Origin of the sequence: Pseudoalteromonas sp. MMG005, from assembly GCF_018101015.1 — a bacterium.
Taxonomy (GTDB): Bacteria; Pseudomonadota; Gammaproteobacteria; order Enterobacterales; family Alteromonadaceae; genus Pseudoalteromonas; species Pseudoalteromonas aurantia.
In genome coordinates this window covers 237,985-255,252 of the sequence record NZ_JAGJEK010000001.1, presented here as the reverse complement: position 1 = coordinate 255,252, position 17,268 = coordinate 237,985, and the positions used below count along the sequence as shown (strand labels likewise).

Annotated in this window: 16 protein-coding genes and 1 tRNA gene; 11 read left to right on the top strand and 6 right to left on the bottom strand. The window is 40.1% G+C overall.

What is annotated here, in order from left to right; genetic code table 11:
• Positions 1 to 40 precede the first annotated feature (40 nt).
• From hflK to J8M01_RS01195, 4 genes are all read left to right on the top strand, one after another.
• Entirely contained in the window at positions 41 to 1,207 is a 1,167-nt protein-coding gene (gene hflK, locus J8M01_RS01210; protein WP_192508809.1) for an FtsH protease activity modulator HflK, read from the top strand.
• A 5-nt stretch (positions 1,208 to 1,212) separates the two neighbouring features.
• Positions 1,213 to 2,091 (top strand): protease modulator HflC, encoded by an 879-nt coding sequence (gene hflC, locus J8M01_RS01205; RefSeq protein ID WP_192508808.1) that lies wholly within the window; start codon positions 1,213 to 1,215, stop codon positions 2,089 to 2,091.
• 171 nt (positions 2,092 to 2,262) lie between these two features.
• Entirely contained in the window at positions 2,263 to 3,579 is a 1,317-nt protein-coding gene (locus tag J8M01_RS01200; RefSeq protein WP_192508807.1) for an adenylosuccinate synthase, read from the top strand.
• A 114-nt stretch (positions 3,580 to 3,693) separates the two neighbouring features.
• Entirely contained in the window at positions 3,694 to 4,308 is a 615-nt protein-coding gene (locus J8M01_RS01195) for a tetratricopeptide repeat protein (RefSeq protein WP_192508806.1), read from the top strand.
• A gap of 53 nt (positions 4,309 to 4,361) precedes the next feature.
• On the opposite strand, the gene J8M01_RS01190 is transcribed toward J8M01_RS01195, so the two are convergent.
• Entirely contained in the window at positions 4,362 to 6,221 is a 1,860-nt protein-coding gene (locus J8M01_RS01190) for a sodium:proton antiporter (protein ID WP_192508805.1), read from the bottom strand.
• A 504-nt stretch (positions 6,222 to 6,725) separates the two neighbouring features.
• On the opposite strand from J8M01_RS01190, the gene J8M01_RS01185 reads away from it, so the two are divergent.
• Positions 6,726 to 7,973, top strand: coding sequence for a glutamate-5-semialdehyde dehydrogenase (locus J8M01_RS01185; RefSeq protein ID WP_211056750.1), 1,248 nt, complete (start codon positions 6,726 to 6,728; stop codon positions 7,971 to 7,973).
• 52 nt (positions 7,974 to 8,025) lie between these two features.
• Here J8M01_RS01185 and J8M01_RS01180 read toward each other — a convergent pair.
• Positions 8,026 to 8,101: transfer RNA gene (locus J8M01_RS01180), tRNA-Ala, on the bottom strand.
• Positions 8,102 to 8,234: 133 nt separating this feature from the next.
• Between J8M01_RS01180 and J8M01_RS01175 the strand changes: the two genes are divergently transcribed.
• Both J8M01_RS01175 and J8M01_RS01170 read left to right on the top strand, forming a co-directional pair.
• Positions 8,235 to 8,627: a hypothetical protein gene (locus J8M01_RS01175; RefSeq protein ID WP_247670925.1), complete on the top strand. Its 393-nt coding sequence runs from the start codon at positions 8,235 to 8,237 to the stop codon at positions 8,625 to 8,627.
• Positions 8,624 to 9,124, top strand: coding sequence for a prolyl-tRNA synthetase associated domain-containing protein (locus J8M01_RS01170; protein WP_192508803.1), 501 nt, complete (start codon positions 8,624 to 8,626; stop codon positions 9,122 to 9,124). Before J8M01_RS01175 ends, J8M01_RS01170 begins: the two co-directional genes overlap by 4 nt.
• On the opposite strand, the gene J8M01_RS01165 is transcribed toward J8M01_RS01170, so the two are convergent.
• The gene (locus J8M01_RS01165) at positions 9,091 to 10,236 is read right to left on the bottom strand and encodes an MFS transporter (RefSeq protein ID WP_211056749.1); all 1,146 of its coding nucleotides are present in this window, start codon (positions 10,234 to 10,236) and stop codon (positions 9,091 to 9,093) included. The two genes, J8M01_RS01170 and J8M01_RS01165, sit on opposite strands and share 34 nt — an antisense overlap.
• A 244-nt stretch (positions 10,237 to 10,480) precedes the next feature.
• On the opposite strand from J8M01_RS01165, the gene J8M01_RS01160 reads away from it, so the two are divergent.
• The 4 genes from J8M01_RS01160 to J8M01_RS01145 all read left to right on the top strand — a co-directional run bounded on the left by J8M01_RS01160 (position 10,481) and on the right by J8M01_RS01145 (position 13,631).
• Complete coding sequence (locus J8M01_RS01160) at positions 10,481 to 11,020, top strand: DUF2058 domain-containing protein (protein ID WP_192508801.1); 540 nt, start codon at positions 10,481 to 10,483, stop codon at positions 11,018 to 11,020.
• 204 nt (positions 11,021 to 11,224) lie between these two features.
• Positions 11,225 to 11,548, top strand: coding sequence for a c-type cytochrome (locus tag J8M01_RS01155; protein WP_192508800.1), 324 nt, complete (start codon positions 11,225 to 11,227; stop codon positions 11,546 to 11,548).
• A 131-nt stretch (positions 11,549 to 11,679) separates the two neighbouring features.
• Positions 11,680 to 12,447 (top strand): class II aldolase/adducin family protein, encoded by a 768-nt coding sequence (locus J8M01_RS01150; protein WP_211056748.1) that lies wholly within the window; start codon positions 11,680 to 11,682, stop codon positions 12,445 to 12,447.
• An 8-nt stretch (positions 12,448 to 12,455) separates the two neighbouring features.
• Positions 12,456 to 13,631, top strand: a complete 1,176-nt coding sequence (locus J8M01_RS01145; protein WP_211056747.1) for a mandelate racemase/muconate lactonizing enzyme family protein — start codon at positions 12,456 to 12,458, stop codon at positions 13,629 to 13,631.
• 44 nt (positions 13,632 to 13,675) lie between these two features.
• On the opposite strand, the gene J8M01_RS01140 is transcribed toward J8M01_RS01145, so the two are convergent.
• The 3 genes from J8M01_RS01140 to J8M01_RS01130 all read right to left on the bottom strand — a co-directional run bounded on the left by J8M01_RS01140 (position 13,676) and on the right by J8M01_RS01130 (position 17,237).
• A complete protein-coding gene (locus J8M01_RS01140; RefSeq protein WP_192508797.1) occupies positions 13,676 to 14,308 on the bottom strand; it encodes a hypothetical protein in 633 nt (210 codons plus the stop codon).
• Positions 14,309 to 14,769: 461 nt separating this feature from the next.
• Positions 14,770 to 16,401 carry a methyl-accepting chemotaxis protein gene (locus tag J8M01_RS01135; protein WP_211056746.1) on the bottom strand — a complete coding sequence of 544 codons (1,632 nt, stop codon included), beginning with the start codon at positions 16,399 to 16,401 and terminating at the stop codon, positions 14,770 to 14,772.
• A 125-nt stretch (positions 16,402 to 16,526) separates the two neighbouring features.
• Positions 16,527 to 17,237, bottom strand: a complete 711-nt coding sequence (locus J8M01_RS01130) for a pseudouridine synthase (protein ID WP_192508795.1) — start codon at positions 17,235 to 17,237, stop codon at positions 16,527 to 16,529.
• Positions 17,238 to 17,268: the final 31 nt, after the last annotated feature.

Sequence of the window (17,268 nt, the reverse complement as noted above, 5' to 3'; positions counted from 1 at the left end):
GATTTATCTTAATTCATTTTAATTACAATGGAGTATAGCTATGGCCTGGAATGAACCGGGTAATAATGGCAATGATAACGACCCATGGAAAAACCGTGGTGGACGAGATCAGGGCCCACCTGACCTAGATGAAGTATTCCGTAAGTTCAGCAATAAATTTGGTGGTCTATTCGGTGGCAAATCCGGTGGCGGCGGCAATGGTGGCATTGGTGGTGCAGGGATTATTTTTGTTTTATTTATTGCGGCGCTTGTTTGGGCGTTGAGTGGAATGTACACCGTTAAAGAAGCTGAACGTGGCATAGTGTTACAATTTGGCAAATTTGATCGTATTGCTGAACCTGGTTTACGTTGGAAAATGACATTTATTGAACGTGTTATTCCGATTAATATTGAAGCGGTACGTTCATTATCAGCATCCGGCTTTATGCTTACAGAAGATGAAAATGTTGTGAGCGTTGAGTTTGAAGTGCAATATCGAGTGATGGATCCAACACTATATAAATTTAGTGTGACGGACGCGGACCACAGTTTACAGCAATCATTAGACAGTGCGCTTCGTTATGTTGTTGGTCATTCACGGATGGATCAAGTATTAACAACGGGTCGTGAATTGGTTCGTCAACGAACCTGGGATGAGCTAAACAAAATCATCGAACCCTATAACTTGGGTATCTTAGTCACAGATGTGAACTTTAAAGATTCGCGTCCACCATCAGAAGTGAAAGATGCTTTTGATGATGCAATCGCAGCACAAGAAGATGAAGAACGTTTTATTCGCGAAGCGGAGGCGTACGCACGTGAGATCGAACCAAGTGCACGTGGTCGTGTTACACGTATGACGCAAGAAGCTGAAGGTTATAGAGAACGTATTACTCTAGAAGCTCAGGGTGAGGTTGCTCGCTTTGAAAAGCTGTTACCTGAATATATTGCAGCGAAAGACGTAACACGCCAGCGTTTGTATATTGATGCAATGGAAGAAGTTTTAGGAAATAGCACTAAGGTGTTGGTTGACGTTGATGGGGGTAACAACATGATGTATTTACCACTAGATAAAATTATGAATCAATCAACGGGCACTAATCCAATGACCTTACCAAGTCAGAATGATATTAATCAACTTCGCAAGACCTTGGGTCAATCTCGTAACAGCACCGTGAATAGCAGTAATGATCGCTATACACAAGACAGATTCAACAATGGGAGGTAATCGCAATGAAGAACTTTAGTGTTGTGCTATTACTATTAGCGGTGATCATGTCTTTTTCATCTGTATTTGTGGTGACTGAGGGACAGCGAGCCATTGTTTTGTTGTTTAGTAAAGTACAAAAAGACAGTGATGATACAGCGGTAGTTTATGGGCCAGGGTTACATTTGAAAGTCCCATTCTTTAGCCAAGTTCGTCGTTTAGATGCGCGTATACAGACACTTGATGGTGCGCCAGATCGGTTTGTAACCAGTGAGAAAAAAGATTTGATCGTTGACTCGTTCGTTAAGTGGCGTGTTAATGACTTTAGCTCATTTTACTTGCGTGCTAGAGGGGATAAGCAGTATGCAGAAACCCTCCTTAAGCAAAAAGTAAATAATGGCTTAAGAACGAATTTTGGTTCTCGTACAATTCGTGAAATTGTTTCAGGTGAGCGAAGTGAGCTAATGGCTGAAGCATTGGTGCAAGCGTCTGAAAGTGCGCAAGAGCTGGGTATCGAAGTGTTAGATGTACGCGTTAAGCAAATTAACTTACCTAATGAAGTGAGCAACTCTATTTATCAACGTATGCGCGCAGAGCGTACTGCGGTGGCAAAAGAACACCGCTCTGAAGGTCAAGAAAAAGCGGAGACGATTCGTGCTGAGGTTGATCGCCGAGTGACGGTTATGCTGGCTGACGCAGAGCGAAATGCACGAGGCGTGCGTGGTGAAGGTGATGCCACAGCCGCTAAAATTTATGCGGATGCGTACAACAAAGATCCTGAATTTTTTGGTTTTGTCCGTTCTTTAGAGGCATATAAAAATACCTTTAGAAATAAAAATGATGTGATGGTGTTATCACCAAAAAGTGATTTCTTTAATTACTTAAAAGGGCCAAATGTGCAGTAGTACAAACTGACCTGAATAAAAAGCTCTGATTTTTTCAGAGCTTTTTTTGTTTTTAATTCAATGAGTTTTGCATATATAAAATTGAAAGAAGAAAAAATAATCTAAACAAGGTGATCTTGACCATGGTTTTCTGGTAAAATCTGCGCCTAATTTTTTCTAAGTGATTTTGCAATGGGTAAAAACGTCGTTGTATTAGGCACCCAATGGGGTGACGAAGGTAAAGGTAAGGTTGTTGACTTACTTACAGATAAGGCTTCTCTTGTTGTACGCTATCAAGGTGGCCACAATGCAGGCCATACATTGGTCATAAACGGTGAAAAAACCGTTTTACACTTGATCCCGTCAGGTGTGTTACGTGACAATGTACAGTGCGTTATCGGTAACGGTGTAGTTTTAGCGCCAGATGCGTTAATGAGAGAAATTGGCATGCTAGAAGAGCGTGGCGTACCAGTACGTGAGCGTTTGTTGATCAGTGAAGCTTGCCCTCTTATTTTGCCTTACCATGTAGCTTTAGACCAAGCACGTGAATTAGCGCGTGGTGAGAAAGCCATTGGTACAACTGGTCGTGGTATCGGTCCAGCATACGAAGATAAAGTTGCCCGTCGTGGATTACGTGTTGGTGACTTATTCAACCCAGAGCTATTCGCTTCGAAATTGAAAGAAGTTCTTGAGTACCATAACTTTGCCCTTGTTAATTACTATAAAGTTGACGCAGTAGACTTCCAAAAGACATATGATGATGCAATGGCTGTTGCTGAAATCCTAAAAGCAATGGTTGTTGATGTAACAGAATTACTTGATCAAAAGCGTGCTGCGGGCGAACACATCTTATTCGAGGGTGCACAAGGTACATTACTAGATATCGATCATGGTACGTACCCATATGTAACATCTTCAAATACCACTGCAGGTGGCGTTGCTACAGGCGCTGGTTTTGGTCCGTTAAACTTAGATTACGTACTTGGTATTGTAAAAGCATATACCACGCGTGTAGGTTCTGGTCCTTTCCCAACTGAACTATATGATGGTTTAGATAAGCAAGACCCTGTAGGTAAGCATTTAGGTGATAAAGGCCATGAGTTTGGTGCAACGACGGGTCGTTTACGTCGCACTGGTTGGTTTGATGCTGTTGCGATGCGTCGTGCAATTCAAATCAATAGCATTACCGGTTTTTGTTTAACCAAGCTTGATGTATTAGATGGCTTAGAAACAATTAAGATTTGTACTGGTTATCAGCTAGAAGATGGTACGGTAACAAATATCACACCATTGGCTGCTGAAGGTTATGACAAAGTAACGCCAGTTTATGAAGAAATGCCAGGTTGGACTGAGAATACATTCGGTGCAACGTCAGTTGAACAGCTTCCAGAAGCCGCTGTTAACTATGTTAAGCGTTTAGAAGAAATTACTGGTGTGCCAATTGATATTATTTCAACTGGCCCAGATCGCGTAGAAACCATGGTTTTACGTAACCCATTTGGCGAATAAACTTCACCAAATAAAAAAAGCTGCTTTTGCAGCTTTTTTTATACCTAAAATTTGATTGTTGGTATAGTCTTTGTATAAATATTTGAGTATGTGGTTATTGACGGCAAGGTACTTATGTTGAAAAAGTGGTGTAGTCTGAGCTTTTTACTCTGTTGGCAAGTGTATGCCGCGCAAGAACCAATTGAAGCGGTGCCCTTATATACACAAGCTGAGTTAATCGAACTCATAAAGAAAAATCAGCATTTACAGCGGGTAAAAAGCGATGAATGCCAATTAGTGCAAGATATCGAAGCAAGGGCTGAGACAATGGCGTTGCCTTCATACCAGTTCTTGTATGGCGATATGCTGGCATATGCAGTGTGTGTTGATAGAGACGTGGAGCTTGGCTTATATTACATGCGTAGCGCAGCTGAGCAAGGTTTAGCATCTGCGTTAGAGCAACTGGGTCGGTACTATGATGTGGGTCAGTTAGTTCAAGCAGACAAGGCAATGGCGATTACCTATTTACGAGAAGCTGCTGCACAGGGCAATTTAAAAGCGCAATTGCGTTTAGTCGGGCTATTTAATCAAGGGCATGGTAGCCCAAGAGATTATGAAGATGCTTACCGTTGGTTGTTTCATTCTGCTGTAGCAGATAAAGCCCAGCACAAGAAAATTGAGCGGGCGTTGAGTCAGCTTGCGCAGAAAATGCCACAGAGTGTCGTACGCCGAGCTCGATTACCTATGTGAGTATGAGTAAGCTCAGAAAAATCTAGCAATTATGAGATGTCTTCTGTCATATTTTAGCTTTCGATACTGGCTTGTTCATTCGTCTCCTTATTGATGCTTGGCTCTTTTAATATGGTCATTTTTGGAGGTTGCATCGCCACAATTTTCTCTCCTTCTTCAGGTGCTTTTTTCATATCCATAATAAAAGGTCTGATCATCAGAGGATCATCTTCTTTACTTCGCTCTGAAATTATAAATAGAGGGATTGCTTCTTTATTAACCTCAAGGTATTGATCCCAAGTGAACTCTTCAGACAATCGGGTGGCACTTACTTTACCTCCTTTCGCAATGAGGCTACTTAGTCGTGCATAATTTCCTTGTTCACCAAATAATATTTGCCGAGATAAAAAAGTAGCACTGTCTTTATTTGCTTTAGCGTGGTTAGTTGATGAGCGCAATGAAAATACGCTTTGCTCATTTAATAGGTGCGAAAAGTATTGCACTCCTAGCGCATTGTGGTGTCTGTTAGGTGAAAGTGCGATAACAGATTTTAGTTTAGTGAGAGGTAAGTATCTTTCAGCATGTTCTGACTGTGGGTTGCCGTAATAACATGGTAGTCCATCCATTCTTGCCATTTTACAGTTTTCCCAGGCAGGGTCTGATAGATGGACTTCAATGTTTTGATCCTTAAGACCACAAGCTATAGCTCTTGCAACGTGATTAGCCCCAATGATGAGTAAAGTATTAGGGCTAGGCTGTCGCACACCAAGTAATTTAGCCAAAGGGGTCGCGGTGAGGCTTTGTAAAACAACCGTGACAATAATCACCGTAAAGATCAATGGTACGATTTTATTCGCATCAGCGATACCGGATTCGTGCATGCTTAGAGCAAAAACAGATCCGACCGCAGCAGCAACAATGCCCCTGGGGGCAATCCACGAAAGTAGCAGGCGAGACTTGAATGGTAAGTCACTATTAAATGTTGAAATTGCAATACAGATTGGACGTGCGATAAATAGCACAATGGCTAAAAATATAAAAATATTGATATCTAACAGCATAAGGTCGCTGATCTGAAGTCGGGCGGCAAGCAAAATAAATAAACTAGAGATTAAGATCATCGATAGATCTTCTTTAAACTCTAATACAGAGTCGATTTCTAAATCATCTTGATTAGCAAGCCAGATCCCAAATACGGTGACTGCGAGTAATCCAGATTCATGGCTAAGAAAATTTGATAGCGAGAAACTAAAAAGTACGAGGGCCAAGATCCCAAATTTATGTAACTCATAAGGCAGCCACTCCCGCCTAATAAGTAAGCTTGTTAGCCAGCCGCTCACTATCCCAACGCTTAAACCGACGCCTAATGTGGTAAACAATGCAATCAATGTATGACTTAACACTTCTCCTTTACCCACAAAGCTAACCGCTTCAAATACTAATACGGCAAATAGCGCGCCAATAGGGTCGATCACAATGCCTTCCCAACGAAGGACTCGGTCAATATCTTGAGTTGGGCGCATTGCATTGAGCATTGGCGCTATAACCGTGGGCCCGGTCACTACGAGTACTGCACCTAACACACCTGCTACACGCCAGTCTAAATTTAATATAAAGTAACCACTGAGTGCGATTATTATAAACGTAGCAAGCATGCCGATAGAGCAAAGGTTCCGCACTATTTTCCCTATGCCTTTTAGCTCTCTAAAATGTAAAGTTAATGCGCCTTCGAAGAGAATTACGGCAACGGATAAAGAGACAATTGGAAACAGTAAATCGCCAAGCAAGTCGTCGGGGCTCAGTTGGCCAGAAATTGGACCAAGTAATAAGCCGACAAGTAACAGAAAAAGTATGGCTGGGACTTTAAATACCCACGCAAGCCACTGCGCAAAAACAGAACATAATGCGATTCCAGCAATATAAATAGCTGACATATCTTCTCCAGCTGACTTTAACTTCAGCAAAATTAATCATCAAACTTGCTAGCGGTTATAGCATAGTTAAGTGAATAGAAAACAATTTGATATTGTTTTTTTGAATAGATTCCTCCCTTTAACAATAGACCTTTTACTCGCACTTAGTAATGAAAATTCAAATGAAAATGGGGTTAAATGTATATTCAACTCAGGTGCAAGGTAAAGAAACGAAGATTTAACTATAAATAGGGACTAAGCCGTAGAGGGACAGCTGATTTTAAGATGAGTTTTTATCAGTTTGATATAGTTTCTCGTGATTTTAGCCGTTAACCAAGTTATAACTATAGGTCATTTGGTCGCCAGGCCTATGCTTTAGGGGAGATAGTCCGTAATTTTGGTGCAAAGCCATTATTAATTTGGGCGTTATTTTTTTGCATAAGGTCTTCATTACAAATAATAAACCGCTACAGTTAATTGATAAGTATCGGATGTAGCGTATTCAAAATTAGAGAAAGTATAATCATGAGCTTAATTACGGAGTTATCAGCAGAGGCTGCGTCGGCAGCAAAGCAATTGGCATTATTAAGTACAGAGAAAAAGAACACAGTCTTGTTAGATATGGCAGTAAGTCTACGACAGGAGCAAGCTGCTATTTTACTTGCTAATGAAGCTGATTTATCACGAGCAAGAGATAATCAATTACCGAATGCCATGATAGATAGACTCACCCTGACTCCTGAGCGGATAGAAAGTATGGCGCAAGGTATAGAAACGATTGCTGAATTAGAAGATCCGGTTGGGCGCTTAAGAGAATTTGGCACCAGACCAAATGGTATTCAAATTAATAAAATGCGCGTTCCGCTGGGTGTAATATGTATGATTTATGAAGCTCGGCCTAATGTGACAGCTGACGCGGGTGCGCTGTGCTTTAAATCTGGAAATGGCGTTATTTTACGTGGTGGTAGAGAGGCTTTAGGCAGCTCTCAAGCAATTGCGTCGGTAATGCATGACGTGTTAATACGACACGGACTACCTGCAGCCCTTATTTCGATTGTCCCAGACTCAGACCGAGCCTTGCTTATGGAGCTTATGCAACAAAAAGGACTGATAGACTTGATCATCCCAAGAGGTGGAGAGGGGTTGATAAATTTTGTGACGGAAAATAGTACAGTACCTGTTATTCAACACTTCAAAGGGGTGTGTCACTTATACATTGATAAAGCTGCTGATTTAGAAATAGCATTGAGCTTGGCTATAAATGGTAAGACACAAAGGACAGGTGTGTGTAACGCATTAGAAGCGATTATTGTTCATGAAGCCATCGCCACTCAGTTTATGCCGATGCTTGCCAGTGCTTTTGAGAAACAAAAGGTGAAAGTGAATGCTGGTGCGTCAGCAGCAAAGTACTTTAAACAGGCGGTAGTGATTAATGATGATGAATTTGGACAAGAGTATTTAAGTTTAGAAGTTGCCATTCGTATTGTCCCAGACTTTGCTGGTGCAATTGCACATATAGCACAGTTTGGCAGCAATCACACAGAAGTAATTTGTACTGAAGATAATACCGCGGCAGTATTGTTCCAAAGAAGTGTCGATGCATCGGTTGTGATGGTTAATGCGTCATCTCGTTTTTCCGATGGGGCAGAGCTTGGACTAGGTGCTGAAATTGGCATTGCCACTACAAAATTGCATGCGTACGGGCCAATGGGTTTAGAATCATTAACAACTGAAAAGTTCTTAGTTACAGGAACTGGGCAAATAAGAGAGTAGTTTTGAATAGTAGCTAAAAGGAGTTAGCTTATATTGAAATTTAAACGGAAAGTGGTGGAGCTAAGCAGGATCGAACTGCTGACCTCCTGCGTGCAAGGCAGGCGCTCTCCCAGCTGAGCTATAGCCCCACATTCCGTCAAAAGACGAAGCGAAATTTATAGCGTTTCTCTATAATAGTCAAGCGATTTCAATATTAAAAAATTGATATTTTTTACGTGAGCTTTGTTAGACTGCTATAAGCAGTTAATGGAGTAGATAATTTTGACTAAAAATCTGTTTGTTATTTTCAGTTGCATTGTATTAATGTTGGGTTGTAGTAGTGCACCAAAAGAAAGTTACAGTATCGAAAAACAAGTTTTGCATACTAAGAAATCTAAACAAGGTGATGAACTCTTTGCGTTCATAGTCACTGTTGCCGCAACTCCCATGATGAAAGTGAATAGCCAAAAACCAATGACGCGTAGAGAGTTAAAACGTTTCGCAGAGCATGAGCGAGTAGAGGACTCACCAGCATTAAAGTTAGCGCTTGAAGAAGAAGCCGTGACGTTGCTAGAAGCTGAACTTGAAACGCAGCAATATTGCCAGAGAGGGTACGAAGTGCATCAGGTATTTTGGCGAAATAGAAGTGTACAATTACGTGGTGCGTGTTCATGAATAAAGAACAGGTCAAGTTAAAAGCTTTATTGAGTACACTGAGTATTGAATTCAAAAGTTATGAGCATGAACCGCTACCTACTTGTACTGACGCACAGAGATTAGGGCTTAAGCGTTCAGGAGTGCAGATAAAAAACTTATTTTTACGTGATAATCGAGGTAAACAACATATTCTTTGTTTGACTCGAGCACAATTGAAAGTCAATCTTAAAGCGTTATCTAGCCAACAGAAGTTATCTCGCTTAGGGTTAGCATCACCAGAAAGGTTAGACAAATACCTAGGTGTTAAACCGGGTTGTGTCTCGGCTCTGTCGTTGGTAAATGATATTAACAATTCAGTAGAATTGTGGTTAGACAGTGGTTTATTGAATGAATTAGAATGGCAATGCCACCCATTAGAAAATGATAAAACATGGGTGATACAGCAATATGATTTGTATACATTTTGGCGTCATACAGGCCACTACCCCAAAGTGGTTGATATTCCTTGTTTATAGTTTTTATGAATCAAAAGAAGACCACATAGGCACAAAACAAATAAATTGATTATAAAGGCATGATACCCCAAATGTTCTATGACTAACCCTGGGAAATAAGAACCAAGCGCTCCTCCTGTATAATAAAACGACACATACGCACCATTGGTTACCGAAACGGGCGCTGTACTCAATACATTTGCTAACGGTGCCGCTGTAGCATGGATCATAAACATACACGCGCAGAAAAGTGTAAAAGCGCTGACAAAAATGCTGATGCTAGTCGTATCTAATAAGATAATTGAGCCACTATATACTGAAAAAATAACAGTTAGAAATAGCCAGTTATTGTACAGGTGGCGTTTTAGTAGTGGAGTAGTAAGTGACAATATAGCACCTACAAAATAGCCGCTATAAATCCAACCAATAAGCCGACTATCTATAATACTGAACTGTGTTGAAAGTATAAATGGGAGGTAATTTAGTAATGCGGAGAAACAGAAAAACATACAAAAGACAGCTAGGTACAACCTCAATAGAGTCGGTTCTTTAAGTGGTTTTAAGTACTCTCTAGGTGATGAAATACGGGGTGTGTGTTTTTCAAAAAGATGTACATTGATTGTTATCGCGAGCACGGTTAAAGCAGCGGCAATAACATAATAAAAACTTTCCCAACTGTAAAAACTAGCAAAGTTTGCTGCGAGCATCCGACCGAAATACCCTCCTATAATCGTACTGGCAATATAACGAGTCATATTTTTATGCAGCGTTTTACCTTGATACTGCTGACCAATATAGCTTGTCAGTGCTGTTAAAATAGCAGGTAAAATCAAGCCCTGAAGAAATCGTGTGAGCAACAGTAACTCAAAGTTTGGGACGTAAACGAATATGATGCATGTGGCTGCCAGCATCAGCATTGCATATTTCAGTATGTGTAAAGCATTGTGATGGGCAAATAATAGCCCATAAAAGATAGGGGCTATTGCCAAAGGGAGCATAGTAATAGACATTAAACTGCCACTGCTGGCAACACTCACCCCAAATTGTGTGGCAAACACCATGAGTAATGGTTGGGGAGCGTACAGTACAAAAAATGTAAAAATTGAGCAGCAAAGTAGCAATAATATGGGCATACATAAACCTAACAATTAAGTCGGTGGGGGAGTGCTCTCTAAAAGCATTGAGTGGCTATGATAACTTTAAATTAAATAGTAACCAATTAGTTGCGCTAAATCATAGTGTCAGGCATTGAACTTGTTAAATTATTGGCTGTGCCCAATATTGCAAATAAGCCGCAGAAAATTATATTTTGCGTCTGGTGAAAAAAATCAACTAGGTTAAAATATAGCGCATTATATTTTCATGGAGCATAGGATTATGGGGTCATTACAAGATCAGCTTTTGAAAGCAGGTTTAACATCAGAGCATAAAGCGAAAGTGGCTAAGTCTGAAAAGCGCAAAGCGCAAAAGAAAAAGAAGAAAGGGGCAACCAGCGACCCGAGTGATTTACAAAAACACATCGCGCAAACAAAATTAGAACAACAGCAAAAAGCTGAAGAGCAAAATGAGGCGAGAAAAGCTGAAATTAAAGAGCGTGAGCAAGTTGCACGGGTAAAACAAATCTTAGAGCATCATAATCAAGATAAAATCCGTGGTGAGCTAACATTTAACTTCACTTACAACAAGAAAGTAAAAGAACTCGATGTTGATGAGCCAACTAAAAATGCGTTATCAAAAGGGCGTTTGGCTATTTGTGTTTTAGAAGGGCAGTTTTTTGTTTTACAAGATGAACCTGCTAGAAAAGTTGCAGAGGTTGATGAGAAATACATCGTGTTTCATGTTGAAGATGATAGTCAAGGGCCAGATGAAAACGACCCATATGCAGATTATGAAATTCCAGATGATTTAGTCTGGTAATGCTTTAAGTCCCTGTATCTATGTTTCAAAGCGACATATTTTAATGCTGAGCTGTTAGGCCTTAACCTTTCTTGATAGACACAAAAGGCTGTAATTGAATGCTGCTGTGATGACCTTTTAACTTGATGTGTGCGTATGTGTAGTGAAAGTTATTGGTCTACACTATAAAAGATTTATCCGTTTATTAATAAAAAGAGTAAAGTTATGAGTAAGATGAAGCAAGTGATTATAGGGGCTGGTATCGCGATATTGACAATGGGGTCAGCGGGAGTAAATGCAGCTGACGGTGCCGCTTTGTATACAGCGAAAATGTGCCAAACATGTCACGGTGCAGAAGGGAAAGCACCTATTATGGGGATGTATCCAAAGTTGAATGGTCAAAACAAAGACTACTTAGTTGCGCAAATGAAAGACATCAAGTCGGGCAAACGTAATAACGGGATGTCTATGGCTATGAAAGCCATGGTAGCCAATGTGTCTGATGCAGAAATTGACGCGATTGCAGAGTATTTATCAAAAGTTAAGTAGCACTTAATTTAGTAAAAAATAAAAACCACCGCACGTCGGTGGTTTTTATTTTTAATTGAACAAAAGGCGCTAGTCATTTAGACTTCTAAACATCTATATATGGGTGTATTATTGAACGAAAAGGAACGTACATGTTTGAGCTACCAAAACTTGATCTTAAAGGTAAGGTAACTGAACAAGAGTGGCGGTTGAGAATTGACTTAGCTGCATGTTATCGACTGGTTGAGCACATGCGGTGGGGAGACTTAATCTACACGCATATGTCAGCAAGATTACCCGGTACAGATCACTATCTTGTTAATGCCTTTGGTTTAAGCTTTGATGAGGTCACTGCGTCTAACCTAGTGAAAGTTGATTTATCGGGTAATATTATTGATGACACGCCATTTGAAATAAACCCAGCTGGATTTACCATTCACAGTGCGATACATGAAGTTCGTGAAGATGCACATTGCGTGATTCATTTGCATACTAAAGAAACGATAGCTGTTGCAAGCTGTGAAGGAGGACTGTTGCCCTTAAGTCAGCACTCAATGTTTTCTCTTCCCTCATTGTCTTATCATGGCTATGAAGGGTTAGCAGTGAATGATGATGAAAGGCAACGCTTACAAGATGATTTAGGGTTAACAAACCACATGTTACTCGTCAATCATGGTGGTTTAACGGTTGGTCCCACTGTTGGAGATGCGTTTATGCGTTTTTATGATTTACAACGAGCGTGTGAAATCCAAGTGGCTATCCAGGCAACTGGACAGCGATCAGTACAAGTACCACAGCCCATTATTGACAATATTTATAAACAAGCAAGCGTAGTACATAGCGGCAGTACCGGAGGGCAGTTAGCCTGGCCTGCTATGCTAAGAAAGGCATATCGTCTTGACTCAGGCTTTGCTAAATAGGAGTTTACATGAAAGTTAATCGCGTCGAAGTATTTGATATTTATTGTCCAGAACGACCTGCTTGGACCCCTGTCTTTATTCGTATTCATACAGACGAAGGTATCTCAGGAGTAGGGGAGGCAGGGCTCGCGTATGATTTAGGGCACAGTGCTGCCGCTAGTATGATTAAAGAGATGGCTGAAGCTTTTCTGATCGGTCATGACCCATTTCAAACTGAATTACTCTGGTCGCGTATGCTTCGAGAGAGTTTTTGGGGATTAGGAGGGGGACCTGTCGTTTATGCAGCGATGAGCGCAATTGATATCGCCCTATGGGACATTAAAGGTAAGGCATTGAAATTACCTGTATACCAACTATTGGGCGGTAAGGTAAACCCTGAGTTACGAACCTATGCATCACAGCTACAGTTTGATTGGGATGATGAATTCAAGGCGCTTGTGCAACCTCAAGAGTATGCTGAAGCTGCTTTAAAAGCAGTCGCACAAGGGTATGATGCGGTTAAAGTTGATCCAATTATGTATGACAAGGCGGGTAACACGTATTATGACCGTACTAAGCTTATTTCACGTCCTGAGATGAAATTGTATCGGGCGCGTATGCAAGCAATACGTGAGGCTGTTGGTGATGAAGTTGACATAATATTTGAGTGTCATAGCTTACCAGGTGCAACCTCTGCGATTCAAATTGGGGAAATTGCACAAGAATTTGATTGTATGTTCTACGAAGAGCCGGTTAATTATCTTAATCACTCTTTACATGCAAAAGTGGCAGATAAAGTTGCTGTGCCAATTGCTGGTGGCGAACGTCTATATAATCGCTGGGGAGTTCGACCGTACTTTGAAGATCAAAGTATTGACGTATTGCAGCCTGATGTTGGCTTATGTGGTGGCTTTACTGAAACGAAAAAAGTATGTGATTATGCTGATATTTTTGATGTTCGTGTACAAGCGCATGTATGCGGTGGACCTGTTGCGACTGCTGCATCGCTACATTTAGAAACAGCGATTCCAAACTTTTTAATTCACGAGCACCATACCTATGCGATTAAAAAGTGGAATAGAGAGCTATGTATTCAAGACCCACAACCTGAGAAAGGGGTTTTCAAAGTATCAGAAGAGCCTGGAATTGGTATTGAGTTGAATGATGAAATCGTCATGCGTTCACAAAGGGTTGAAATTAAATAGCGATAGCAAAGTTTAAATAACGGGCCTGTTAGGCCCTTTATTTATCACAATCGCTTAGACGACCTTGATAGTAGGGTTGGTGTCTTAAAGCCATAATAGTCTTTGTAAGCCATTGCTAACAAGATGGTTATTAAAATAGCAGAGAAAGAATACACGATGTAACCGGATATCGAAAAAGAATAAAAGAAGAAAGCAATATCATAGTCTTTTGCATTTCGTAAATAATTTTCCACTAATGCAAAAACGCTGACGAATATACCAATAAGTTGTACCCACGGTAACAAGCTATCAGCAATGTTGTATTTAATTTTTGCTATTGGAAATAGTTTTTTAGATATTTCAACGCGATAAGTCATAGGTACTAGGACAATGACATCAATTACAAAGTGGGTACCAAAAATAATGCTGTTTTGTATTAAGCGATCACCATCCGATGACCTTAAATCAACTAGTCCAAAGCCAAAAATAATGAGCTCAGCCAGTGGTGATAGTGCGACTAAAACAATAATTGTGGCAATGTTAACATCACCAATTCTAAGAGCTAGAAATAAGGCCAATACACCCAGTGCAAACAGTGAATAGGTGAAAATAGCAGGGTCGTCCTTTACGATAAACAAAGTAACTATTGATACTGCATAAATCAATAGTAGTCGGTACAAGCTTTTCTCAGATTTCATCGTATTTAGCCACGTTTTTGACCGAGGTTACATTTCACTGGTTTGTGCGCTACGATTGGTTTCTCCGGAGCCCATATATTTGCGCCGCAGACTTTTTTACATAGATCTGTTGATAGTGTTTTCATCTTCGATATTCCTTCTAAAAAAGTTTAGCGCGAAAAGGTGGTTTTAAGTTACATAAAATCCCAAAATACTTAAATCAATCAGAATTACTGGTAGTATTGATATTTTTAAAATGAATAATATGTAACAACGACCTTCAAGCTTATAAGAATTTAACACTAAATAAACAAAAATAAAAATGAATTAATTAAACTTTTTTAGAAATGCCTATCTTTTTGATGAGCATTAATAAATATGTATTTAATCATTTGATTTTTTTTATTTTTTTCTAATAAGCTAAAGCACTACAATGTTAGCAGTGCTTTTATTCTGTCGGTAGTTGGTTAGGGGGCGCCAGTTTAATAACTGAATTTATCCATTTCTTGTTCTAATTTAGCCGTTAGCTCTTTGATGCTATCTGTTGCATGGTGAGCTTGCTGAGAAACGTTTGCTGTTTGCGAGGCGGTATCAGAAATAGTCACGATCCGTCTTGCAGTGTCCTCCCCTGCATCAAGTTGCTCTTTAGCTGCATGCGCAATTTGATGACTCATTTGTGATATTGCACCTAATGAGCTTGCAACACGACGTAACTCTTCGCTGGCTTCTTTAGACATAGTTACGGTTTTCTCACTTGTGGTAATACTCAATGATACTGAAGACTTGGCATCTTGCGTCGCTGTTTGAAGTTTACCAATCATAGTATGAATTTCTTCTGTACTCGTTTGCGTTCTTTGAGCAAGTTGCCTCACTTCATCTGCTACGACTGCAAATCCTCGCCCTTGTTCTCCAGCACGGGCGGCTTCAATCGCAGCATTCAATGCAAGTAAGTTGGTTTGTTCAGCAATACTCTGAATAACACTCAGTACATTGGCGATATTGTTCACTTCTTCATCTAGTAATTGGATGTTATTGCCGGCATTGTCAATTTGTTGCTCAAGCACTTCAATTGCCTCGGCTGCATTTGATGTCAACCTATCTGCATTTTGTCCCTGACTTTCAGCTTCTTGGACAGAATTAGCAGCTTGTTCAGCATGTTCCACTACCGTGTGGGCCGATGCCGTAAGCTCAGTAATTGCAGATGCAACCATTTGTGTTTCTTCGCTTAAGCTCTGTGTTAGCTGCTCTAGTTCATCTGAGCGTTTCTCACCATCAAAGCTCTGTACTTTAAGTGAATCACTGACAGTAACAATCCCCCCAACGACACCTTGTAAGCCTTTTTGCATATAATCCATCGCGGAAATCATACTGTCTCGATGCGCTGATAGCGTATTGATAGGTGATGTAAGGTTACCCCTAGAGACTTGATTGACGATCGTGAGTACATCATTTAGTTCACCGCCTAGCTTATTTGATAAGCCAATTCCGAATTTACTTAACGCAAATGTCAAAACCACCGCAATGATGAGTGAGAGTGTGAGTAACCATTGCGCGGTATTCCAGTACCTTTCATCGACTTCTTTATAACTGATGCCGGTACCGATATACCAGCCAAATTCAGTTGTTTTTTGTACTACAGAGGTAAGGTCAACTGTTTCATTATTGCGTACAGAATCCCAGTGATAGGTAATTATTTGATTGGTTTTTCTGCCAACAAGGCGTTCAACCATTTTTCCAATACTTTGCCCTTTGGCGTCTTTAAAGTCATTAAAGCTTGTGCCGTGTAATTGGGGATCATGTGGCGTTGCGATAAAATTCAGTTTTTCGTCAACAACATATACATATTCTGAATCATGATATTTGTTATTACGTAGCATTTCGATAGCGAGCTTTTTTGCGAGAGGTTCTGATAACTCGTTGCGCTTAACGTATTGCTCAAATTGCTCAACAATATTAACGGTGCTTTTCATTAGTTGATTGATGCGGGCAATATTATCGGCTTCACTTGCGTGACGTAATGATTGTAAGCCTAAAATTGCGACCAATAACAGTGAGAGAAAAAAAGCCGCTGCGAAAAATATTATTTTAATTCTTAAAGTAAATGATGAAAACACAAAAAACCCCTTTAAACATGCTTAGCTTTAACAACTATCATGTTTATCGTTATCATGTAAGTAAGATATAACGCATTTTTGGGGAAAATGAGATGATATTTACTCATAATCCCATAAAAATACGGTTACCTTGCATTGATTATGTTGACTTCATGCTCTGAAAGTAATCGGTATTCACCCGCTTCGAGTGTTGGATCAAGCTCGATGCCTGCAATATTTTCTCTATGTAATTCAACAACTTTATTACCAACAGCTGCTAACATTCTTTTCACTTGATGATACTTACCTTCATAAATAGAGAGGCGTAAGCTATAACTTGCAAGTTGTTCAACCAACGCTGGTGATGTTGGCATTTTTTCATTATGAAGTTGTACGCCATGGCGTAGCTGTTGTAATGAATCCTCGGTTATTACTTCTTTAGTTTCAACAAGGTAGGTTTTGTACTTTTGTTTTTTTGGGGACGTAATCTGATGCGACCATTCTCCGTCATTTGTTAGTAACACAAGTCCCGTTGTATCAAGATCGAGACGACCCGCAACATGAAAATCTTTTAAGTTTGTTTCATGTAATAAATCGAACACAGTTGCATGTAATTCGTCACTGTTTGCACACACATAACCTGCGGGTTTATTGAGCATAAAGTAGCGTTTTCCTAAGTACTTTATTTGCTCTCCTTGCCAAGTAATGACATCATCTTGAGTGATGGAATGGTCAAACTTAGTAATTGTTTCGCCGTTAACGGTGACTTTATTTTTTTTGATACCAGCTTTGACTTTAGTCCGTGGAAGCTCGGTTAGATGACTGACAAACTTGTCAATTCGACATGGAAATTTCATATAAACTCATTCGAAAATGTAACTAATGCTC